The organism is Variovorax brevis, from assembly GCF_030317105.1.
Lineage (GTDB): Bacteria > Pseudomonadota > Gammaproteobacteria > Burkholderiales > Burkholderiaceae_C > Variovorax > Variovorax brevis.
The window spans coordinates 20,885-42,781 of the sequence record NZ_JASZYG010000001.1; the positions used below are offsets into that span (position 1 = coordinate 20,885).

21 protein-coding genes and 1 pseudogene are annotated in these 21,897 nt (G+C 60.0%); 15 read left to right on the forward strand and 7 right to left on the reverse strand.

The window, feature by feature from the left end:
• Window positions 1-167: 167 nt before the first annotated feature.
• The 8 genes from QTI66_RS00070 to QTI66_RS00105 all read left to right on the forward strand — a co-directional run bounded on the left by QTI66_RS00070 (window position 168) and on the right by QTI66_RS00105 (window position 6,826).
• Window positions 168-1,322, forward strand: coding sequence for a sensor histidine kinase (locus QTI66_RS00070; RefSeq protein ID WP_286556602.1), 1,155 nt, complete (start codon window positions 168-170; stop codon window positions 1,320-1,322).
• Complete coding sequence (locus tag QTI66_RS00075; protein WP_286556603.1) at window positions 1,319-2,389, forward strand: sensor histidine kinase; 1,071 nt, start codon at window positions 1,319-1,321, stop codon at window positions 2,387-2,389. Before QTI66_RS00070 ends, QTI66_RS00075 begins: the two co-directional genes overlap by 4 nt.
• 25 nt (window positions 2,390-2,414) lie before the next feature.
• Complete coding sequence (locus QTI66_RS00080) at window positions 2,415-3,149, forward strand: LytR/AlgR family response regulator transcription factor (RefSeq protein ID WP_286556604.1); 735 nt, start codon at window positions 2,415-2,417, stop codon at window positions 3,147-3,149.
• A 22-nt stretch (window positions 3,150-3,171) separates the two neighbouring features.
• The gene (locus QTI66_RS00085; protein WP_286556605.1) at window positions 3,172-3,600 is read left to right on the forward strand and encodes a cupin domain-containing protein; all 429 of its coding nucleotides are present in this window, start codon (window positions 3,172-3,174) and stop codon (window positions 3,598-3,600) included.
• A gap of 153 nt (window positions 3,601-3,753) precedes the next feature.
• The gene (locus tag QTI66_RS00090) at window positions 3,754-3,966 is read left to right on the forward strand and encodes a hypothetical protein (protein WP_286556606.1); all 213 of its coding nucleotides are present in this window, start codon (window positions 3,754-3,756) and stop codon (window positions 3,964-3,966) included.
• A gap of 417 nt (window positions 3,967-4,383) precedes the next feature.
• Window positions 4,384-5,007, forward strand: a complete 624-nt coding sequence (locus QTI66_RS00095) for a tyrosine-type recombinase/integrase (protein WP_286556607.1) — start codon at window positions 4,384-4,386, stop codon at window positions 5,005-5,007.
• A gap of 833 nt (window positions 5,008-5,840) precedes the next feature.
• Complete coding sequence (locus QTI66_RS00100; RefSeq protein WP_286556608.1) at window positions 5,841-6,047, forward strand: hypothetical protein; 207 nt, start codon at window positions 5,841-5,843, stop codon at window positions 6,045-6,047.
• Complete coding sequence (locus QTI66_RS00105) at window positions 6,044-6,826, forward strand: hypothetical protein (RefSeq protein ID WP_286556610.1); 783 nt, start codon at window positions 6,044-6,046, stop codon at window positions 6,824-6,826. The genes QTI66_RS00100 and QTI66_RS00105 overlap by 4 nt, the downstream gene beginning before the upstream one ends.
• Window positions 6,827-7,601: 775 nt before the next feature.
• Here QTI66_RS00105 and QTI66_RS00110 read toward each other — a convergent pair.
• The 7 genes and pseudogenes from QTI66_RS00110 to QTI66_RS00140 form a co-directional block, all read right to left on the reverse strand.
• The gene (locus QTI66_RS00110) at window positions 7,602-7,784 is read right to left on the reverse strand and encodes a hypothetical protein (RefSeq protein WP_286556611.1); all 183 of its coding nucleotides are present in this window, start codon (window positions 7,782-7,784) and stop codon (window positions 7,602-7,604) included.
• 320 nt (window positions 7,785-8,104) lie between these two features.
• A complete protein-coding gene (locus QTI66_RS00115) occupies window positions 8,105-9,982 on the reverse strand; it encodes a hypothetical protein (protein ID WP_286556613.1) in 1,878 nt (625 codons plus the stop codon).
• Window positions 9,983-9,997: 15 nt separating this feature from the next.
• Window positions 9,998-10,558: a hypothetical protein gene (locus QTI66_RS00120; protein WP_286556614.1), complete on the reverse strand. Its 561-nt coding sequence runs from the start codon at window positions 10,556-10,558 to the stop codon at window positions 9,998-10,000.
• Window positions 10,559-11,344: 786 nt separating this feature from the next.
• A pseudogene (locus QTI66_RS00125) lies at window positions 11,345-11,482 on the reverse strand (IS481 family transposase); the annotation flags it as partial.
• A gap of 393 nt (window positions 11,483-11,875) precedes the next feature.
• A complete protein-coding gene (locus QTI66_RS00130; RefSeq protein ID WP_286556615.1) occupies window positions 11,876-12,265 on the reverse strand; it encodes a thiol-disulfide oxidoreductase DCC family protein in 390 nt (129 codons plus the stop codon).
• On the reverse strand, window positions 12,262-12,720 hold the full coding sequence (locus QTI66_RS00135; protein WP_353506172.1) for a DUF4166 domain-containing protein: 459 nt from the start codon (window positions 12,718-12,720) through the stop codon (window positions 12,262-12,264). Before QTI66_RS00135 ends, QTI66_RS00130 begins: the two co-directional genes overlap by 4 nt.
• An 85-nt stretch (window positions 12,721-12,805) precedes the next feature.
• Complete coding sequence (locus tag QTI66_RS00140) at window positions 12,806-13,150, reverse strand: saccharopine dehydrogenase family protein (RefSeq protein WP_286556616.1); 345 nt, start codon at window positions 13,148-13,150, stop codon at window positions 12,806-12,808.
• 113 nt (window positions 13,151-13,263) lie between these two features.
• Here QTI66_RS00140 and QTI66_RS00145 point away from each other — a divergent pair, with 113 nt between their 5' ends.
• The 7 genes from QTI66_RS00145 (at window position 13,264) to QTI66_RS00175 (ending at window position 21,765) form a co-directional block, all read left to right on the forward strand.
• On the forward strand, window positions 13,264-13,809 hold the full coding sequence (locus QTI66_RS00145) for a hypothetical protein (protein WP_286556617.1): 546 nt from the start codon (window positions 13,264-13,266) through the stop codon (window positions 13,807-13,809).
• 576 nt (window positions 13,810-14,385) lie between these two features.
• Complete coding sequence (locus tag QTI66_RS00150; protein ID WP_286556618.1) at window positions 14,386-15,546, forward strand: hypothetical protein; 1,161 nt, start codon at window positions 14,386-14,388, stop codon at window positions 15,544-15,546.
• Between the two features lie 9 nt (window positions 15,547-15,555).
• Window positions 15,556-16,719, forward strand: a complete 1,164-nt coding sequence (locus QTI66_RS00155) for a caspase family protein (RefSeq protein WP_286556619.1) — start codon at window positions 15,556-15,558, stop codon at window positions 16,717-16,719.
• 2 nt (window positions 16,720-16,721) lie between these two features.
• Window positions 16,722-18,020 (forward strand): hypothetical protein, encoded by a 1,299-nt coding sequence (locus QTI66_RS00160; RefSeq protein ID WP_286556620.1) that lies wholly within the window; start codon window positions 16,722-16,724, stop codon window positions 18,018-18,020.
• 80 nt (window positions 18,021-18,100) lie between these two features.
• On the forward strand, window positions 18,101-19,138 hold the full coding sequence (locus QTI66_RS00165; RefSeq protein WP_286556621.1) for a M48 family metalloprotease: 1,038 nt from the start codon (window positions 18,101-18,103) through the stop codon (window positions 19,136-19,138).
• Window positions 19,139-19,177: 39 nt separating this feature from the next.
• A complete protein-coding gene (locus QTI66_RS00170) occupies window positions 19,178-20,332 on the forward strand; it encodes a caspase family protein (RefSeq protein WP_286556622.1) in 1,155 nt (384 codons plus the stop codon).
• Between the two features lie 563 nt (window positions 20,333-20,895).
• The gene (locus QTI66_RS00175; protein WP_286556623.1) at window positions 20,896-21,765 is read left to right on the forward strand and encodes a hypothetical protein; all 870 of its coding nucleotides are present in this window, start codon (window positions 20,896-20,898) and stop codon (window positions 21,763-21,765) included.
• Window positions 21,766-21,897: the final 132 nt, after the last annotated feature.

Sequence of the window (21,897 nt, forward strand, 5' to 3'; positions counted from 1 at the left end):
GTGCCGATGCCTAAAGGGCCGTTCGTCTGGCGCGCATAGTCCTAATCGAGCTTCGAATGCTTGTCGGCCGCGGCCGCACTGGTCCGCCAAATTGCCGCTTTCATCGCTTTCTCCCTGCGCGTACGATGGCTCGGCACGATCATCCGTGCAGACACCTGCGTGATGCGATGCCGCCGTCCAAACTCGTTACAAATACCCTCGGCTATTGGCGCCGGGTGCGTGGCGATCTGAACGCGGTCGCCTTCGGGGTCGGCGCGGGGATGGCGATTCTGATCTCGATGCAGGTGCTGTTCCAGCCCCACCTCTTCGACATGTGGGGCCCGGCGGATGTCGCGCTTGCCTGGGGGCGTTACTTTGCCGAGGCTACGGCGGTTGCCAGCGCCATGATCGTTGCGGTCGCAATGGCCGACCAGGTTTCTCTCAGGCACCACGCCCTGCGCATCGCAGCACTGTCGGTCGCGCTCGTGGTGCCAGCTCAAGCACTGGTTTGGATTCTTGCCTGGGGCTATTCAGGGAGTTGGGTTCCGGTGTCGCTCAAGTCGATGATCGGCGAAGGCATGAAGTTCAGCTTGCTTGGCGCAGTCATGCTCGGCACTCGCACCTTACACCGGCTCATGCAGCGCGCGAGCGCAGACGCCATAGCGGCGCAGGCGGCGCGGGTGGAATTGGAGCGACAGGCCGACCAGGCTCAATTGCAATTGCTCCAAGCGCAGATCGAGCCGCATTTCTTATTCAATACGTTGGCCAATGTGCGCCGCCTCTATCGCAAGCAACCGGAAGCTGGCGCAGAAGCAATTGGTGATCTCATGATCTACCTTCGAGCAGCGCTGCCGCAGCTGCGACGAACTGTTTCGACGCTCGGCGAGGAATTCGAGCTTGTGCGGGCGTATCTGAAACTCTTCAAGCTGCGGATGGGTCACCGGCTGAACTACACACTCGATCTGCCGCCGGCAATTCGTGGCGTCGCCTTCCCGCCGGCGGTTTTGGTCACACTCGCCGAAAACGCGGTCAAGCATGGGCTCGCACCGGCCGATTCAGGCGGCTTGATTCAAGTCGCCGCGACCTGCAACGGGCACGAGCTGGGGGTGACAGTCATCGACGACGGGGTCGGTTTCGGTGCGGGAACCAGCGGCAGCGGGCTAGGGCTCGTCAACATCCGGCGCCAATTGGAGGCTCGTTTTGGCGATTCCGCACAACTTACGCTGGAACAGGCAGATGGCTGCGGCGTGTGCGCGCGCATTGTCATTCCCTGGAATCCGACCGATGCGCCGGAACATCGGCATGATTGGCCGCGGCGGGTTGCAGTAGCGAGGGCGTCATGACTTCCGCCGCCTCACTTTCTCGGCTAACGCATTCGCGCTTCCTTGCTTACATGATGCTGGCTGGGATGATCAAGATCGTGCAGGTGTTCTCCGAATCGCTTCGCACGGACGACGTACTGCAGATCTCGAGTGTCGCCGACCTTTACGCATACAAGGCCGACGTGGTGGCGCGCAGCCTGCCCACCCTGCCTATATATGCGGTGATGTTGCGGTTGATTGAAATTCAGCCTCTCCGCGGCGTCATCCGACTCGCCTACACCATGGCCTTGGTGCTGGGGTGCGGGCTGGCTTCCGCCATTCTGTCGTCCTTCGCTTGGCCGCAGGCGCCGACGGCGGTGCGAATCGGCTCTTCGGCCTCCGTGGAGAGTTGGTTCTGGTACACGTTTTGGGCCGACATCGTTGTCGGCATGCTGGCCGTCGTGATTGCGGACCGGTGGCGTGCGCGCGATCGGGCCATCGAGTATCTGACCGCGGTGCAGGAACAGGGCCGCAGTGCCCGCCAACGCCTAGTGCAGGTTAGGCTTTTATCCATCCAGACCCGGATCGATCCGCAGCTCGTCTTCGACACGCTTGCGGCCGTGAAGAGCTTCTACGAGACCGATGCGGCGCGCGCTGAACGCCTGCTCGATGACTTGACGGCCTTTCTGCGCGCTGCGCTGCCGCGGCTTCGCAGTGAGCGCTCCTTGCTGGAGCTGGAATTCGCCTTGGTCGAAGCTTATGCGCAACTGCTGCGAACACGACACGGACTCGGCAGACAGATCTCGCTGCGTGTCAGCCTGCCGCCGGCTCTGAGGGATGCAATTTTCCCGCCGGCACTGCTGCTGCCGCTTGTGACGCTAGTTCTGGAACGCAGTGGCCCTGAAGGGAGAATCGAAATGGTGGCCGAGGAACGCGGGGACGCCATCTGCGTGCGGGTGCTTAGTGCCGCCCGGCTGGACCAAAAGTCGCTCGAAAGCATGCGCACTGCTCTGGTCGATCTCTATGAAGAGAGGGCCGCCGTGCGCTTGCACATCGGGGAAGGGCCAACCAGTACGGTGGAACTGGAGGTGCCGCATGAGCACGGATGAAACCGCCAAGAGAGCGCCTACGGCCTTGATCGCGGAGGACGAGCCTCTGCTGGCCGAGGAGCTTGCAGAGCACCTCGCTGTGCTGTGGCCGGATCTGCACATCGTGGCGCAGGTGGGCGATGGCGTGGCGGCATTGCATGCGATCGAGAAGCAGCGTCCGGACATCGCCTTTCTGGACATCAAGATGCCGCGCCTCTCCGGACTCGACGTCGCGCGCCAGATCGCCGGTGCGTGCCACGTCGTGTTCATCAACGCGTTCGACCAGCACGCACTCGGAGCCTTCGAAGCCGGCGCTATCGACTATGTGATGAAGCCGCTGTCCTATTCGCGGCTGGTGACGACCGTGGGGCGCCTCAAGGCGCGCGTCCTGCAGCACGCACCCGACCTGTCACGCGTCGCTTTGGCACCCGCGTCGCCGGCGCCTGCACCCTGTGGACATCTGCAATGGGTCCGCATTTCACGCGGAGCCACTGTGCGCTTGGTTACGGTGGACGAGATCTGCTACTTCAAGGCCGACAGTAAATACACGCTGGTCGTCACGCAGGACTCCGAATCGCTGATCCGAAAGACCATCAAAGAGCTCAGCGAGGAACTTGATCCGGACACGTTCTGGCAGATTCATCGCTCCGTTCTGGTCAATGTGCGCGCCATCGATAGCGTGTTTCGTGACGGCAGCGGAGGCCTTTCGATTCGACTAAAGCAACGCCGCGAGACCCTATCGGTGAGCGAACAGCACCACCATCTTTTCAGGCAGATGTAAATGCCACAACCAGGAGCGCACCATGAAGAGAGCCATGACCCACCAATGCTCCCCAGCACTCGGGCGCCGCGACGCAGTCTTGCTGCTCGCCGCGCTCGGCCTCACGCCAGAAATGCTGAATGCTCAGGATGCCGCGAAGACGGAACCGCGCAGCTACCGTGTCGTGCTTGAAAACGACAAGGTACGCGTCGTTCAATATGACTCTCGCCCTGGAATCGGCGTGTGCGGCGCCGGCAGGCATTCACACCCGGATCACGTGGTCGTCGCCATGACGCCAGCGAAGGTGAAGGTGACGATGCCGGATGGGAAGACCGTCCTGAATAATTTGACGGCCGGAGCGGTACTCTGGGACCCCGCCGCCACGCACGTTGCGGAGAACGTCGGCGGCTCCGGGGCTCGATTGCTGCTAATCGAGATCAAGGACAAGGATTGGAAGCCGGCAACGGGCTGAGGCTCGGCGGCGACGCGTGAGATCGAGCGCGGGCCTCAAATTCCCCCGCCGCAAGGCGTGCCAGATCGTATAGCGCGTGCGGATTTCCGCGCGCCAGCCGGCGCCTTCGACGAAGCGAAGGCGGTAGTCGCTCCGGCTGGTGGAGGCTGGCCCATGCTGGTTGGTCTCGAGCGCCGGCGGCGAGCTGCTGTCGTGCTCCTCGAGCCATACTCGGCGCAGCATGGTCGCCTCGGCCATATCGCCGAACGCTCCGACTTGCGCTTGAGCCATGCCGAGGCGCTTGCACATGAACGCATCAACGTGATTTCATGGCTGGCCATCGGCGTGTCGCGCAGGGGGACGGGCTCGTGTGATCGCGCCATATAGGCCGCCGACGTCCTGATAGCTGCCAGTGGTGACCGACCGCTGATGGCCAATTGTGTTGAAAAACTCGTTTGCGCGAGGACGCGGGTCAAGACCCGATTGCATGTCGCAGCGCCCGTGTGATGCATTGATGGCCGTCAGAGCCGCGCACAAGGTCTCAGACAGTATTCCCATTGAGGCGGGTCCCGCGGAGCAGTCAACGCCTCGTCGTTGGCCCCTGGATCGAAATCGCTCAAGGGACAGCGCTGATTCCGAGTTTTTTAACACAATTGGCCGGAACCGTGAGTGCGCAGCTGATCCAGGAAGCGGGCCCTCGACTGAAGGCGCTGCGCATCATGGCAGCCAGTGATCGTCCGAGACGACTGCTTCGAGCTCGCGAACGCGCATCCTAGGCGGCCCTCAACTTGATGGGAGTCCATCATGGCATCCAATCTCAACGCCCCTCATCGCGAGCCGTGGAACAAGGGCAAGATCGTCGGGCAGAAGGCTCCGTTCAGGATCAAGGACATCTGGGCACTCCGAGTGCGCCTCCAAATGGAGAGCCGAGTGCGCGAGCTTGCCCTCTTCAATCTGGGAATTGACAGCAAGTTGCGTGGCTGCGACCTCGTCAGTCTTAAGGTTCGAGACGTCTGCCACGGCGACCAGGTAGCAACTCGCGCCGTAGTGATGCAACACAAGACCCAGCGCCCTGTTCAGTTCGAGATAACACCGGTGACGCGGGAAGCTGTGCAGAAGTGGATCAAGCAAGCCGGGCTGACGTCCGAAGATTTCTTGTTCCCAAGCCGCGTCCACGCCTCACCGCATCTGGGCACACGGCAATACGCACGAATTCTTGAGGGCTGGGTCGAGGAACTTGGTCTTGATCCCGCCGAGTACGGCACGCATTCGATGCGGCGAACCAAGGCAACGTTGATCTACCGCCGTACCAAGAACCTGCGCGCCGTGCAGTTGCTGCTTGGCCATGCCAAGCTCGAGTCGACGGTGAGATACCTCGGCATCGAGGTGGACGACGCCCTGGAGATCTCCGAGCAAACTGAGATCTGATCTGGCGGCAATCAATCGGGCACGCCGTCGATCGCAGAGCTCAGCGAAGCAATCGGTCAATTTGCCCGCCTGTCCAGAAGCTGCCCTGCGGCCCATCCGAACGGCAGCTTCCTGGAACCGCCTCGGAATGGCGGTGTCGGCCATCAGCGGGTATTCAGGTGGGGGCCGCGAACTAGCGCTGCAGACTGGTTGCCGTCTTTCGAAATTCGCTGCCGAATGACGGCGGACGCAGCAAGCTGACGTTCGACAATTTTCTCCGCGAGCGACTGGTCTACCCCGGCACTTGACCTTCGCCGGAATCAATGAAGAGATCTAAGTCAGGGACGGTGATCAGGATCGCTGAAGTGCGGCTGCTTTCCATGTCGCGACATGGCGTTCAGGGCCCTCTGCAGACAGTCGTGTTGTGGGCCAGATTGGCGTCTTCAGCCTAAGAGGCGGTCTGCCAGTGGCTGCCGCCGCGCAGCACCGCTGCAGATACGCGGACGGTGCGTCATCCCGCGCGGCAGGGGGCCAGGGCTACAAAAGCGGCAGTAGTTCACAGAGTGGCCATGCGCCCCCCTCTCCGAAGGAGGGGATGCCTGACTACCAACCGACCGAAACTGCAAGAAATGAGATTTCTTGGTAGCTCGGGCGCACACAACGCATTTCGATGCATGCATGGGCGATGTTGCCCGCTTTCGACGAACGACAAACTCCAGACTGTTGGTGTCAACAACATCCAGGTAGAAACCCTCTCATCAATGGAGGGGATTGTGTCAAAACGTTTCAATCGAATATTGTGCCGAGCGATAGATCTAGTTGTCTTTTCTTAAACCATCATCAGGAAGCTTCAGATGAAAGCATTGCTCGGCGCACTTGTCCTCGCCCTGCTGGCCGTGCCAGCCTTCTCGCAAGGTAGTCACCCCAGAAGCGGCTACGTCACAAAGGATGGCACCTACGTGCCCCCGAGTCGGGCCACGAACCCCAACGGCACCAAGTCGGACAACTACTCGACCAGGGGCAATGTCAATCCGTACACCGGCAAGCCCGGAACGAAATGAAGAGCGCGCTCAAGCACACGGCCGGTGTCGTCGCGCTTTCGATGGCTATGACGGGTTGCACGACGGTCGTTACCTACGCCCCCAAGCAAAAGGATCCAGCGCAGACATTGAAGTACACGCAGGGAGTTGGAACCCTGACCCAGCGGAACGACACCCATGAGGTGTTCATGTATCCAGCGTTCAAGACGCAGAGCACGACAGACCCGACATTCATCATCGGCTTCGCGAACAACTCGCCGGAGCCAGTCAACTTCGACACGACGAACGTGAAGGCGTTTTTTCGGGGGCTGCAGGTGCCGGTCTACACCTATGTGGAGCGCACGGCGGAGATTCAGTCGAACAAGAGGTCCCAGCAGATCGCCCTGGCCATTGCTGGTGGCTTGGCCGCTGGCGCCGCGGCCTACTCAGCGTCGAATCGCACCTATACGAGCAACTACTCGGGCTATGCGACAGGCCGGGGAGGCATCACCACATTCTCTGGCTACAACACCGTGCGGATGTACGACCCGATGAGCGGAATTTTGGCGGGTGCGGCCGTCGGTGGCGTAACTGCCTTGGGGGTTCAGCAGATCGAGTACAGCGCCCAGAACTTGGAACAGGCTGCTGGCGCGATCCTGCAAATGAACACCGTGGAGCCGTTGAAGATGGTGTCAGGTGCGCTGATCCTGAAGAGCTGCTGTGATCCATACCCCAACAAGGATGATCTGATTCGGTTCGAGGTGTCAGTCAATGGCAAGGTGTCGGTCTTTGAATTCGGCCGCACGGTGATGGCGCAATAGCGCCGGGGCGGCGGCTGCTACGAGGCTGAGACCACCTCGTGCCCATCAGACGCTATGCACTTCCGCGTTCATCGTCGCCAGCATCACCCCGCTACTCTCAAACCATTGAGCGATTGAGCGCAGTCCCAACGCGCGAAGATCGGGCAGTTGGCTGCTTCTGAATGCCGCGAAATGGTGGTCCGGGCCCAACGCAGTCAGTCAGCATCGACCGTCGTCCGACGGGTCCGCAGCGGTTGCTGCCTTTCGCTGTCGCTCGGTGAACTCACGCTGTGAGGCCGATTCCTGGATTCCTGTCATCCCATGGCGAAGAAGACTTCGGCACCAACGACTGGTCCAAAGGTATTGCAGTCATAGCCCGGCTGCATCCCGCGGGGCCTCGCTATCGCAGAGTCGAACGACCGCTTGCCTGGCTGCCCAAATGGAGGTCAGGGCTCAACGCGGTCGGTCGGCATCGACCGTCGTCCGACGGGTCCGCAGCGATTGCTGTCCTTCCCTTAAGCTCGGCGGATACACGCTCTGGTGCCGCCTGCGGTCATGCAGATGGGACGAAGATGTCAGAGCCGACGACCGGTTCCAAGGTAGTGCAGACATAGGCCGTCACCGAACCTTGATCGGCCGCGCCATCACTGTATCGAAGTCCAGACGAGTGGCCGCTGTTCACGCCGCCGAACTGGGAGTTTGGGCCCGTTGCTTAACTACAGGGCTCTTCAAGGCAGAAGGTTCGCTCGACGGGCGACTCAAATCTGACATTGGGGCTCCCTGTAGGCGCGGCTGATCAGCCGGCAGCCGAGGTGGGACCGGCGGCGCGCAGCACGACTTGGGCGCAGGGCAGGCCGGTTTCGCCGTCGAGCTTCGCCAACACGAGGCCAGGCGCGACGCCGAGGTGCGCGAGCGCGCCGCGCTCCATCGGATCGCGTTGCGTCCCGAAGCGCTCGAGCACGCCATCGGTCCCGCGCACCACCTGCCGAACTCGTCATGGGCGACCAGGGTCGCGGGCATGCGGCCGGGCCGGCGCTCGCAGACGATGGCGAAGCCGGTGCCGGTGGCACCAGGTAGCTGAACCTGCGCGACGGCGTACTCGGCCGTCAGGGCGGACTGGAGATCGGCTTTTGGCATCGCCGGGATGTAGACCGGCGCGCGCGGGCAGCCTGCGATTATTAACTGTCGCGCAAGCTTCGCGGTGGCGAGTGAGCCCGTTGCCCAACAGCCAACTGCAGCCGCGCTTGCCCCAACTCAGGGGCAGAGGTGGTCCCTATTACCCGGTGATTGCCAACAGCATCACCGGGCATTGCACTTCCATCCCGCCCTGGACAACGAGGTGCCCATGGCGACCAGCTTCTCGGCACAGTAGGCCGGCGTGTTCTTCGACACGTAGGGCGCCCACTCTCTGGCGTCCGTTTTCTCGTAGACCAGGCATTGAAGGTCGCCTGGCTGCTTACCTGGGATAACTGCGGCCACCCGAAAGGCGGTGCCTTTCGAGCAAAGGAGAGTCTCCATGTTTGCTTGCGCAGGTTTAATCGCGCGGATTGTTGGTGGGGGCGGCCCAATCCATCGGCCTCCCTCAACCACTGAGACCCGTGTGACGCGAGCCATGGCAGCAGGGAGTCCTTGAATGGGAGGCGGCGCGGTCGTTGGGGCTGCGGAGGGAGACTGGCCGGCTGCGACAGTTGGCACGGGCTCTGCCTTTGCAGCGTTGGACTTCGCCCTCGCGGCATCCGTGATCCCGGTAGTCGTGTATGCCTGCTCGACCGCAAGGGTTGCGCCCATGTAAGTTAAGACAATTGCAGGAACTATCGTTGCGACCGTGGTGGCCGGGTTCATCTCCCAAGACACCGCCCATCGATCGTGGAAAAGCGCCATTGCATTCATCCCTGGAACTTTGGCTAGAGCGACCATCGTCGCGCTGCCTTCGTTTGCCTGAGACAACGCCGGGAGCTGATCCGTCTGAATACCCACCACGGGGGTTCCGGGCGGGGTTTTCGACGCGTTTCCGATTGCCCGCCAATCCGAATGGACCTCGCCCTCCTTGCCGATCTCGACGTGGTGAAAGCCGCCGTCCTTATCCGTCATGATCAGTCGGCCCTGCTCGTCCTTCATGTAGTCGGTAGGGCGCGGGCACCCGTCGTCTGCGCCACCGGCCATGCACATTGCGCCTCCGTTCGCGGGGCCAAGTTCCTTCAGGAGATCGCGGTCGACGTAAGCCTTGTATCCATCCTGAACGAGGATCGCCGCCCCTCCTCTTAAAAACGCCTGGTTGATGGCGTTGGGGTCGCCGCCAGAGGCGGCGACTGCGGCACCGCCAATTGCGCCGACCACGGCGGCTCGTTGGATTGAGTCCGTCACCGTCCCGGTCTGCATCGTCGCCGCTTGCCCATTGGCCCAGGAACTCGCGCCCGCGATGATGCCGACGCGAATCGCCATGTTGATGTCGCCAGTCTGGTGGTACGTGAGCCAGGCTGCGTACGCCGCAGCTCCTGCAGGGCCGCCATACACCGACGCGGCCACCGACCCTACTGTGGATAGCACAGAGCTTTCCATGGCCGCTTGCGCAGCGTTTTTCTCCGTGTTCTGAATGGGCTCGGTCGCCAGATGGAAGAACGCATCGACCACCTTACCTTCCCGAAAGCGCTTCTCAGCGTTGCTCATGGCGCTCTGAGTACTCAGCGCTTCATTGATGACGTAGCGATAGATCGCGACACCAGCGTCTTCAAGATCATGCTGCGAGCGGTTCGCTTGCTGACCGACGTCGGAGCCAGCCTTCCTTATCGTGGTCGCGACGTTGCCAGCACCGATCTGCACTTCTTTGGCGATGTCACCAGCCTCCTTCTGCACCTCCTTCAAAACGCTGCCGGCGCCGATCTGGGTTTCCCGAACAACATTACCAAGACCAATGCCCGCTTCCTTGGAAGCGTCGGTGGCGACCTGGCCGACGGCCTTCCCCGCGTCGTTGACGGCTTGCGTCACCGTCTCAGTCGCTTTGGAGGCCTCCTTCGCGACGTTAGCGGGAGCCTGTGTAACGGTATTGACGACCTCTGTCACCGTTGGAACTTCAATTCGAGGTGGGTCTATTCGGATGTTGCAGCACGCTTCGCCGACGAGCGGCAGCCCAAGCAGGGCAATCGCAAGAACTGGGTTGCCGATAGGTCGTTTTCCCATGGTGAGCCCCAATCCTTACCGAGCATGGTCAAGTTGAAGCGACTTCCAGTCCTTGCGGTAGTCGTCGATGATCGAATCGTAGTCAGCCTTGGACAGCGCGCCCGCCTTCAACTGCCTGTCAGCGTCGACGCGCGACATCTCCAAGAAGCCCTTGTACGGCTTTGTGATCTGGTCGTTGCGATATGTCTTGTCGTAGGGGCCAGGATCTCCCGGTTTTGGCGGCCAAGTCGAGAGAATTTCGAAGTTGTCCTTGACGCAAAATCGGTTGAGCTTGCAGCTCTGTTCGATCATTTCCTTGGCTGTCGGCGGCACAAGGATTTTCTGTTGCTCCAATGGAGTCCGCATGCACAGCATCATCAGGCAGACCTTGGGGATCGAGGGTCCGCCTGCAAGGCACTGCTCGCAGATGCTTGTTGCCGCGCCCCACTTACCGCCGTCTTGTTGATACACAGCCAACCTCGGTGACGACTGGGACTTCGGGACGTAAGTCCCCAGTGTGGGCGCCTGGGAAAAAGCGCTCGATGCCACGATCAGGGACAGCAGCGACAGCGCGACCACTCTTGCGAAAGTTGCCATGACGGTTCCCAGGTCAATCGACGGCTCCGGCTCAGTTCAAAACTTCAGCTGCCGCCGAGGAAATCATGCAACGAAAGGATCCATCGGTGAAGGGATCAATGCACCCCATGTTGAGGATGCGAATCGCTCAATTCGCACTTCTCAACATGAACAGTCTCACTGGCGTGACGTTTAGCTGCGCCAGCTGCGAACGCGCCCCGCATCGGTGTGCGTGAAGGCCTTCGTGGCGTCCCCACGCCGCCGGCCACGAGCCACTCGGCGAACTGGCCGAATGGTCGACACGCCCGCGATCGTGGCGTCGATGGCGCCACCATGAACATGCCAACTGTCGCGCACCGAACGTTCCCTGATCTCGTTGGTGATCGGGTGGCGAAAGGGGTCCACTCGAACGGGCGGGCCATGTTGAACCACGAGAGCCAGAGGTGATGGCGTAGTGGACGTCGAAGATGAGGGGGTTCATCAGCATCCATTGGGACACTTGCTCGCGCGTGAAGCGCCCGGACTCTAGGGGCGCGGTGCACATGCGGGCTGTCCCGCTGGACCAAGACCTCGAGTGTGACGTCACGTGCGAACCCGCACAGCCGCTGGTACTCGCTGTCCACGACCAGTAGGTGCTCCTGATCACTTCGCCAGTGGCGGTTCGTCGCACCCACACCGTCCGGTCGCGCGTCCAGAAGTCCTCCTCGCCGGTGGGCGAGCCTGCGCCAGCCATGGCCGCTCCTGCCTGCTGCGCCCACGCCTGCGCGGCCGGATTGGCCAGCAATGCGCTGCCAAGACTCAGGCCGACTAGCTGTTGAGTTGCAATAGGTTGTTCCCGCCAAGTCTGGACAGGAGGCTTGTAGCCCACAAGGCCGAGTGGGGCCTTCGGGCGTTGTAGTAGCTCAGGAAGGCCGGCAGCCAAGCGGTGCGCTCGTGGCTGCCCGCTCCTGCGTGTGCTATGTCACACGGCCGCTGTTTGAATTTGGTTTGGTGCAACTGTCAAGTTCCGAGGTAGACGAGTCGTACGTCGAGGAAGGTGCCAACGTCGGCTTTCGTCAGCCGCTGTCATTCATCGCCGAAAAGTGAACTTCAGCACCCAGTCGTCACTTGCCCTTCGCTTCGCGCGGCCCAAGGACCGCTGATGGCCGAGACTGCCTGTCCGCCAAACTCGCTGATAGCAGCCCTTGGCCAAGCGCGATCATGTTAAGGTCAGCTACCAAGCGCTGCCGCGAACTGGTACTCGCGGCCAGAAGCGGCCGCTCGAGGAAGACCCAGAAATCGCCCGAAAGCAGTCGGCTGACCGGACGGGTGCCGCGAACCTACATGCCTTGCCCGTCGTCAATCCAAGAAGCGTTCGGCGTAGTTCGGAGGTGGCATCGCGCATGTTTCGGTGCGGCCGAACAACCAATATCGGTTTCGAGCGACCCAACGATAGAGCGTGTCGCGCAAGGGCGCCGGCACCAGCCATGCTCCCCACGCGAGACGCCATGGCCATCCCAGCGCATGCAGAACGCGCAGGATGGCTGATGTGTGTTGCCACGTGCGTGCCCCCTCAACCACGAGCAGCGTCTGCAAGCCATCGACTTTTAGACCCGCCTCGGCGAGCAAGTCCTTTCCGGCTGCCCCTTGGATTGAAGCGAACCGAACGACACCGCGCCGGTCGTGCCGCAACAGAAACTGCACCCAACCGTTGCGGAGCAGGCATTGAGCATCGAAGACAACAATCACACTGACTCCTTCACGCTGATGGTCAAGTGCCCGCGATAGCTTGCCACGGTGCCAATCGCGGGCAGCGAGGCTCGAACTCGAAAGTGAAGCCGGTCACTTTGCCCCGTCTCCTCCGCAACGACCCTCGGAAGCAGCCAGCGCGGGCATCGCACTCCCAAGAAGTGCAGTCCAATCGAACGCATCTCGAGTTGGCCTCCTGTTTCGCAGAGATTAAAGGTCAGTCGGGCGGCGCCCAACTGTTCGACGACCTGCCTAGCATCAAGGCGGATGCGTGACGTCATCCTCTGGCCAGAGAAATGACGGGTCCAGGTTTCGACCTCGGGGGCCGCGTGGAGTTCGAATCGGATGGGGCCGCTTGATGTTGCCCGACGAGGTGTTCCAAGGCAAAGCGCGAGGAGCCTCGCTGCGAACGTTGAGGGCGCATCCGTGTCGACCCAGCCGTGAAGTTCCTGCAAGCCGCCAACGTGTGAAAGCGCTGTACCGCGGGCGGTAGGCGCTCGAAACTCTCGCCCATGGCCTGCTGGTACATCGACGCAGTTCTCATGCGACCACCTCCGCCATCCGGATGTTCAGACCTTGCGCTTCCTTCTCGAAGTCTTCAACCGACAGGCTACCCACACAGGGCATCGCGCCAGCCGGCTGTATGTCGCCTTCGCTCAGCTTCCGGACCAACGCGGCCGCAGCCAATGTCGGAACGTAGGGCCCGTCGCCGTGCGTAGCGACCAAACTCCAAACACGCGACGCCTCGACCTTGTCGTCTTGAAGCCCAGAGACCGCAACATGCATCGCTCCCGCATCGGACCCCCAGCCCTTGAAGATGTCTGCGGCGCTTTTGAGCCAGCGCGCATGGTCGGACCAGTCGCGGACAAGGCCGTGGCGAGCCATCCGCACATCTGTAAGAGAAGCCTACGCGCACCGAACAGCATGGCCGGCGCAAGCTCGACGCGCGACATCAGCTCGAGCCGAGCAAGGAACGTCTCCGGAAGCGTCTCCCAGGCATGACTGTCTGGTCGAAGACCGTAGGCCTGGTCGAGCGCAGTAAGCAGTTCTTTGTCGAAACGCCGGCTGATACCGCCACGCGGCAACTTTCGAACATCACCCACGGTCTGGCAGCCAAGATGCGCAAGGGTCGTCTGATGAGGCCGCGTCGCAGTCAACGTCTCCATCGGCAACCCGTCGAGCAACTCGTTCAGCGGCCGGCGTACGCCGTTCTCGATGCCAGCGCGCGCGAGCGCGAGCGCGCCCAGGCTCGTCGGTGCCCAGGCAACGCCGATGGCGCCGAATTCCGCAGCCTCGACGACCACACGGTCTCGCAACGCCCGCTTCCCGCCAAAAAGGCGCGTACTTGCCTCCACTTCCATGACGACGGCTTCATCGACGATGGCAACGCGCGGGGTGAACTGCAGCGCCCACGTTGCCAGTCCCCTGAGCTCGTCATCAGTGGGCTGCAACGCCTCCGGGTGCGGCGGGAGAAGGAGTGCGGTCCACAGCATCGCTGGGCACCTCTCGAAGCAATCGACTGGGTTTCCTCAGGCGCGGGGTAAGGATGGAAGCAAGGCCGCCGGGGATGGACGGAAGCACCACTGTTCCGTCGTGACCTGGACCGCCACGTTTGAAAACATGGACGAGGAGCTCCCAATCCGGGCCCGCGCTCGCCATCACACGCAGTGGCGCGGGTGAGGTTCGCGACCTCTTCGTTGAATGGCTCCAGGAACATTTTCCCTTGCGAGCTGACAACGCGATGAGCTTGGTTCGACAGATGCGAGGCGGAGCTGACTACGATGCATCCTTCGGAATGAGGATGCGAGGGCGGGGGCACTATGCGAACCTATTGCGTCAGCGCCTTGCCATTGCGGTTCGGCGTCTTGGCTTATCGCGCCTATATGGAGCGAACAACACTTCGTTGTTTCGGGTGCCTGGTTCTCGGCCTTCGCTGTTCTAGACCGAGGGCGCGTTGCACCTGCCGCCTTTCGTGGAGGTGGAGGGCTGCCGGCAGCCACCTTCAGTGACGCGTGACCCGGTCGCCTCCATCGGGCTTGCTTTGCCTCTTGCCTAGCTCCCACTTCACGGAGCATCCTTCGCACCTAAGATGAAAGGGTTCATTTTTGGAGGGATGAGAAATGCCAATTGTGTTCGTGCACGGGGTGAACAACCGGAATGGGGACGAGTATCGCGACAACGAGCTTGGTCGTGACGAGTTTCTTCGTGAGATTGTTGCGCCCGCGTTGGGCCTGAGTCCCAAAGAGGTCTACATTGAGAGCCCCTACTGGGGTGGGAACGGTGTCCAGTTCTCTTGGGGGCTAGCTGTTCTTCCGGATGCAGAAGAGAGCTACGAAAAGTTTGGTGCGGACGGGGACGCCGAGGCCTTTGGGCGAACCGTCGAACTTGTTGCCATGTCCCCGCCGATGCCCGATGGCATCGTGAATCTTGCGAAGGCAAACTTCGCAGAGGCAGTAGACCTAGTATACGGGGCGGCACTTGCCGGAACCGAAGATAAGGCCGACGCGAATGCGCTCGCCAAGTCGTACCGCCAGGCGATTGATTACGCAGGTGGAGCGCCGGACCTCACCTGGCTCGACAATGCGACGGATGAGACCTTCGCCGACCTGCTAAATCATTACGTCCACAAAGAAGACGATGAGGAAAGCATGGGCGGTGGCGGTGTGCTGGACCAACTCAAAGAAGGCCTGTCCCGACTCGTTCAGGCTGTACCGGACGCGGGTTCTGCGTTGCTCGCAAAGGTCGGCCGAAAGAAATTGAATACGACCATAACTCGCTTTGCGGGGGACGCATTCGTCTATTTGACCCGGCGAGGTGAGCCCGGAAAGGAAGGTCCGATAGTTCAAGCGGTCCTCGAGAGCCTGAAGGCAGCGCATGCCGCAAAGACGCCGAAGGACGACAAACTCATCGTCATCGCACACAGCTTCGGCGGCGAAATCATGTATGACATTCTTACGCGGTTCTGGCCTGAGCTTGAGGTTGAATGCTTGATAACGGTGGGTTCGCAGGTTGGGCTCTTTGAGGAAATGAAGTTGTACCTGGCCAGCGACCCTCAGGTTCCAAAGCACTACCCCGATGGGCAAGTTCCAAAGCCTTCGAACGTAAAGCGCTGGTTGAACGTGTTCGACCGAAACGACGTCTTGAGCTTCCGCGTGAGGCCAATTTTCGAAGGTGCACAAGATTTCGAGTACGACACGGGCTACAGCACACTGCAGGCGCATGGGGGCTACTTCTTGCGTCCGAGCTTCTACTCTCGATTGGCTGCACGGTTGAAAGAGTGAGGTCAGGCAATGACGGTCGTCTACGAAAAGAACCCAACTGACGGTCCCGGTGTTCACGTCTTCGCCATTGGCGTTGGCCGCTATCCACACCTCATAGGCGGTTCCGGGCCACTAGCTGAGAAGTCGCTAGGCTTAGCGCAACTGTCTTCGCCGCCGGTCTCGGTCAAGGCAGTCGTCGATTGGTTTCTTGCCTCGCTCGCGGGTGCTACGCCGGGCTTCGCGAATCAGACGGTTCCGCTTGGTTCAGTTGAAGCCCTCGCGTCGGCCGAAGCACCGGTCTCCGTGATGGCTCCGGGCGGACCGGTGCAACTTGATGTGGCGACCAGGCAAAACGTCCAGGTTGCCTTTCAACGTTGGCTTGGTCGGATGGCTGGAGATGCAAACAACATAGGTGTCTTCTACTTTTGCGGTCATGGGGTCATGGCCGCCGACCACTATCTCTTTCTCGAGGACTTTGGAGAAAGTAACGACCTACCGTGGGACAAGGCCTTTGACATATCGAACACCATGCGTGCAGTGGAACGGGATGTACCTGGTGCGCTGTACTTCTTCATTGACGCTTGTCGCGAAGTCTCGAGAGAGATGTGGCTTACGCAAGGCGCCTCTCCCACCTCACTAAAGGTCGTTGAGCTCAAGAAGCCGGTGCTCAGGTCGTCTGCGTCACTCATCATGGCTACTGGCGAGGGAAGGCTGGCGTTCGCAGCGGAAGGACGGGTCTCTCGATTTACTGATGCGCTTCTAACTGCAATGTCGGGGTACGCCGGCGTCAAGGGCCCTGGGAGCGCGACCTGGGATGTAGATGGTGAGTCGATTGCCGGCGCCATACGAAAGTTACTGGAGTTGGGCAACAAGACCGCAAAGCGCCGCCAGATTAGTGACCAAACAATCAGCGGTGACTCGGTTCCGCTCCTTCGCTTGGGCAAGCCGCCGTTGGTAAAAGTGGAGCTTGATTTATCTCCAGAGCAAGCCCGAGCCCTCGCGACGATGTATCTGTTGTCGGCGAAGGGAGTACGGAATGACCACCCAGGAGCCAGTGGTGTGTTCCTGGTTGAAGTTCCTAGAGGCATGTACTCAATTGGCGCCACAGCTCTGGAAAAGCAGTTCGAGGATTTGCTTTACGAAGACCAAGACCTCATTCCGCCCTCTTTTGCATTCACCATGAGGCCGAGTTAGCCATGAAGTCCATATTGGTCCACCTAAACTATTCGTCGACCGACTCGTCGCCGAGTAGCCAAAGACAGACTGAACTCGCGCTTCCTCTGCGTGTGCTTGATGCGGACGGAAGCCTAGTGGCGGAAGGCGCTGCGAGTACCTCGGCACCCGCTTCATTTGACATCTCCGCACTCGACGGTCCGGCATTTGTCCGGCTCATCTGGCCCTCGGGAAGGACGCAGACAAAGCGTGTCGAGGTCGCTGAGGGCGGGACCGGAGTTGTGTCGTTTGATGACTCTCGCCTCAGCAGTAGCGAATGGTCATCATGGGCGGTGCCGCGCCTGACCGAACATACCTCGTTGGCAAGTCCTGACCTGCCGCCGAGCGTGCATATCGAAAAATTTGACCGCGTGTGGCTTCAGATTTGGGTGTTCGAGGACATGATGTGGCGGCCTACTTTCATCCAGCCCCGGCAAACCTATCGCAATGACTCGGCCCGGCAACTCGACTTCGAACTTGATGAGAAGTGCCGACTACTTCAACTTGGTGGGACCTCTGTTCCCTGGCGATTCGTTGCACTTCCAGGCGGAGGGACTTGCCGGGTGTTCCTCACTCCTAGAGAACCGAATGACCTTCGGTCTGAGCCCCTTAAGGTTGTGGTTAGTACTTTCCGAAGAGATGCGGAAACGCTGCTCGAATTCTTGGCGCGCGACTCTCTAAGAGCCGCGAATGCGGTCGGGTCCTACCAGCCCGTCGCGCAACGGCTAATGCAGGACAAGACAGATGACCCTGTTTCAGCAGTTGCGGCAGCGTACTTCTTGCTCAGAACAGAGCGCTGGAGAGCCATCCCTCTCAGTTGGTTTGACAACCTCTACAACCTCTTCCCGTGGCTAGCGGACCCGGCGGTGATACGGTGCGCCCTCCTGCTTCGGCGGGGGCTGCTGGAAGAATCGGATGTCAATGAGGCCGCTTTCTTGTTGAAAACATGCCTCGAGCGCGGTGTGCCAGTTTTTTCCGAGGGACTCCTCCTCCTTCAGGAAACCGCCTCAGTCCTTCAAAGCGCTCGCGGACCGTGCGAGCCCTCTGTCTATCAACAGGTTGAACGTTTAGTGGCGTCTCAAGCCTGGGCCGGAGCTGCGCTCAGCTTCTATGGGGAAAGTCCCTCTAGGCCATCGCCTGACCGAATTGTTGGATTGCCAGGGAAAGGTCGTTCCGTCGCGGTCAAGCCAACACCAAATCTGAAGGCCTGGAGTTCGGCGCCGGAGTGGTATGACAAGGACTTGATGTCGTCCAATGTCATGTTCCTCGGCGACCTCTCGTGAGACGTACGAGTCGAACCTCCGACGGGTCAGCGTTCTCAAACCTCGGTGTGTTTGACGTCGCTAGGCTTACGTCCTCGAGCATGCGGGAGCACTTCAGCAACGTTGAAGCACGATTCGCGGAGGCTGCTCAGTCATTTGTCGAGTCCTATGCTCCGGCTGGCTTTCAGGGCGATATTCGAAGCCGCTACGTCGATACCTCCAAGTTCAATGCAGCCGCCTGGCGGGAAGGGCAGGATTTGGTCGTTGGCATCAGTGCCGCAGCGATACCGCTGCTGACGATGCTCTTCGCGGCCATTCTGTCCGATAGTGATGTGCTCCCATCGTTGCCAACTGCGCCTGAGGATGACACCGAATTTAGATGGGAGGCGAGGTTCATCATGGACCCGTCGGCACCGAGCGACATGGTGCGTATAGAACACGCGCTCACTCCTGAGCGCATGGATGCCGCGTACGTGCTCGCCGACCTTTGCGTTTCATTCCTGGTGCTACATGAACTGGGGCACGTCGCCTGCGGTCACGTCCAAGCGCTCGAGCAACTCTTGAGGCTGCCCTCCCTCGTCGAGCATGTTGCTGAGCATCGAGGCCGAGTTCGCCAGAAGCGGTTGCGGCAGTACTGGGAGTATCAAGCAGACGCTATTGGCGCAAGTCTGCTGCTTCAATATGTCGAGACATTGGCGAAGCTTGCAGACAGCAGGCAATCCTGGCTTCGCAAGGTTGCACCACAGGCCTCGGAATCGGAGATGCGAATCCACTGCGCCGCTCTTGCAAGCATGGCAGTTGCGACGATGTTCATCTACTTGGAACAGTGCAGATTGGTTGCAAGGGCCGAACACTTTCATCCGCACCCTGTCGTAAGAGCGCTCTACATCAAGGACATCGTTGCAAATCAAGCTGTCACGCGCTGGAACTGCGAGGCTGCAGACGTGGGTGACTTGCAGTTCGACTACTTGGACCCCTTTCTTCGCTCGCTAGAAAGAATCGGGCTTGGAACGACTGACGATTGGGAAGACCAGGTACTGACAACGATGATTCGCAAGGCGCTTCGAGCAGGTCGTAGCGAGAAACTCCGCGACTTTGCCCGGCCCTGGAGTTGGATTCCGGTCGATTCCTGGGGCTAAGTCGAACTATGGACGGAAATTTCTACTGCGAGGACTTGAATGACGGTTTTGGTTGACTCGGGTGAGGATTTGAACGCTGGTGTTCACGCGCTAGTCATCGGCGTGGGACGCTATCCATTTCTGGTGGGCGGCAATGAGCGGCCAACCTTCCAGGGGGCGGCGGGCATGAAGCAGTTGAATGCCGCCCCTGTCTCCGCTCAAGTCATGTGCAAATGGTTGCAGACGGGGTTTGACTTCAATGGATTGCCGTTGGCCCGATTGGACGTTTATGCGTCTCCAGAGTTCGCCGTCGTTGACTTTCAAGGCAAGCCGACATTGACTGAAGCGCCGACGTTTGCTCATGTGCGAAGAGCGGTCGTCAAGTGGAAAAAACGGGCGGATTCGAACCCCAACAACGTCTCCGTCATGTTCTTTTGCGGGCACGGACTGAGTGTGGGAGAGGAAGAAGCCTTGCTGCTCGAGGGCTACGGTGATACCTCGAACGGAGACCACCTTGCTGAGTCATTCAGTCCGAGCGGGTTGATTACCGGAATGCAGTCTTGCAAGGCTAAGACCCAAATCTTTGTTTTCGATGCTTGCCGGAACGTTGTAAAAGCGGCGGCCGATGAGACCGTAGGGTTAGAGAATGTTCCCGCGATTCTGAGGGCGCTTCCCAGCGAAGCCCGCAGTGCCAAGGTGCAAGCAGTGATTAGGTCCACGAGACTCAAAGCGACAGCGTTTGGAGCCAAAAGAGGTCCGTCGCGCTTTACTGAAGCGTTTATCAAGGCGATGCAAGGTGCGGCAGCAACTCAGGCTGGAGACGGCAAGTGGGTCGTCGATACAACCTCTATTCAAGCCGGCGTCGATTGGTTTATGAATCTAGACCCCGATTCCTCGGAGCAATGGATGGAAATCGATTCGCCGACTCCGCGATTGAGGATGCATTGGGTTGCGGGCGCTCCCGTCGTCCCGGTGATGGTGACCTGTACGCCGGTTGGCGTGCTGCCAACATCGGTGTTGGAGCACAGAGACTTGAGCGGCAACACGGAAATAAGGCATCCAGCCGTTGGAAGACCGTGGCACGTGATGTTGAAGATGGCCGACTATGAGTTCCGGGCGTATGCATCGAAATCGGCAAACGAAATTGGGATGGCTAAGTGGCAGCCTCAACCCCCGAAGGCAGTCGTTGCGATTCCGTGCAAGGAGCAAGAATGAGTGCTGAAGTCATCGCGATACCCCGGAGTGCGATTGAGGGTGAAGTCGCGAGTGCATCTGCGGTTGCGGACATCTACCCCATGCACGTGCTTGGCGAGGCCGAACGAGCAGCAGTGTTCAATGCTGTGATTCCGATAGGGGGAAGACCGACTGGAGAACACGTGCACCTCGCCCCCGGGGCATATCGAATCCGAGCGCGTCTTCCCTCGGGAGAGTCCATCGTTCAAGAGGTCCAAGTACCACCCGACGACCAAGATTGGACCTTGGTTGTGCATGGCGTCATGCCCGGTCGGCATCGCAAAGTACGCGCAGCTACTGGGGAACTTGCCCCTGTGGAGGGATTCGTGGGATTCGTCGACAGGCCCGTGCAACCGTTCATCACAAAGGGTGACGGCACGTCCTCCATTGGCCAATGGAAAAGACAACTTCTTCCTGGGCCGGTATCTAACTGGCTTACAGCGCTAAATGGCGCTTCGAGTCCTCTGCGAATCGAATCAGACGACTCGTTCGTGCTCCATCGCCTTCGAGCGGAAACTCCGTATGACTATGGAAGGATATTCGACTTGAGCCAGACTGCAGATGACGCGGCAAGGAACTCATTTGGGCGCGCCGTGGCACTGCAACCGACGAAGGTTCGGTCTCCTCGTTCCGGACCGGCAAACTCTCAATGGAAAGTCGCAGAACGAGGTCGAAACCGCTCAACTCTGCCGACTAGGTACTACGGAGTTCTTGTTGATAACTCCGATAGCAACGCCGTGATTCAAAACGTGGCGAGTATCCCAGACCGTTGGATTGGTATGGATGGGTCCACCGATGATGTATTTCAAGCGGCGATTGTTCCGAATCCTGATTTTCCTGATTCGCGTCGCATCGAGCTATCTGTTACCGACCCGGATGCAAGTTCCTTGATGTCGTTTCTTCAGACTGGGGACCTGGATGCAGCGTTGGCGGTTGCAAAGCCGGCCATGAATTTTGTTGAGCAGGGTGCAGAGAATGCATATGCCGCAGTGGCTGCGGCATATGCGCTCGTATTTGCGCCGAGCGGTTCGGGGAATGAAGGATGGGAGCGTTGGGTCCTAGAACTCTCAGCAAAGAGGCAAGACATACCCGACGGAAAGATTCTTGAGGCGACGCTGCTGCTACAGCGAAGTGTGCCTCAGATGATTCTCGGTACTCGACGATTCCCGCCCCCAAGCACGCAGGAGCGGATTAACTATGCGTGGGATTGCGTCATGGAGGCGTTGCGAAGAGGGCCGCCAGTGTTTAGGCTGGGACTGGGCTTGTTAGAGTCCAACATTCGCATCATCAGGGACTCGGAGATTGAAAGCAACACAGTAGACCGGAACTCGGTCATGGCTGCCGCACGTATCACCTCTTGGTTCAGAGCTCGTGTAGACCCATACCAGCCGCTTTGTGTTTTTGATGTCACATGACAGGCTGACGGACGATGTTTTCTAGCGGGTTGCATTCGACGGCAGGTCGACTCCGACTATCTGAGTCGAAGCGCTTGCTTCTAGAGAGGTGCACGCCATTGCCAAACGTGAACTTCCTCGAAGACCTTCGGT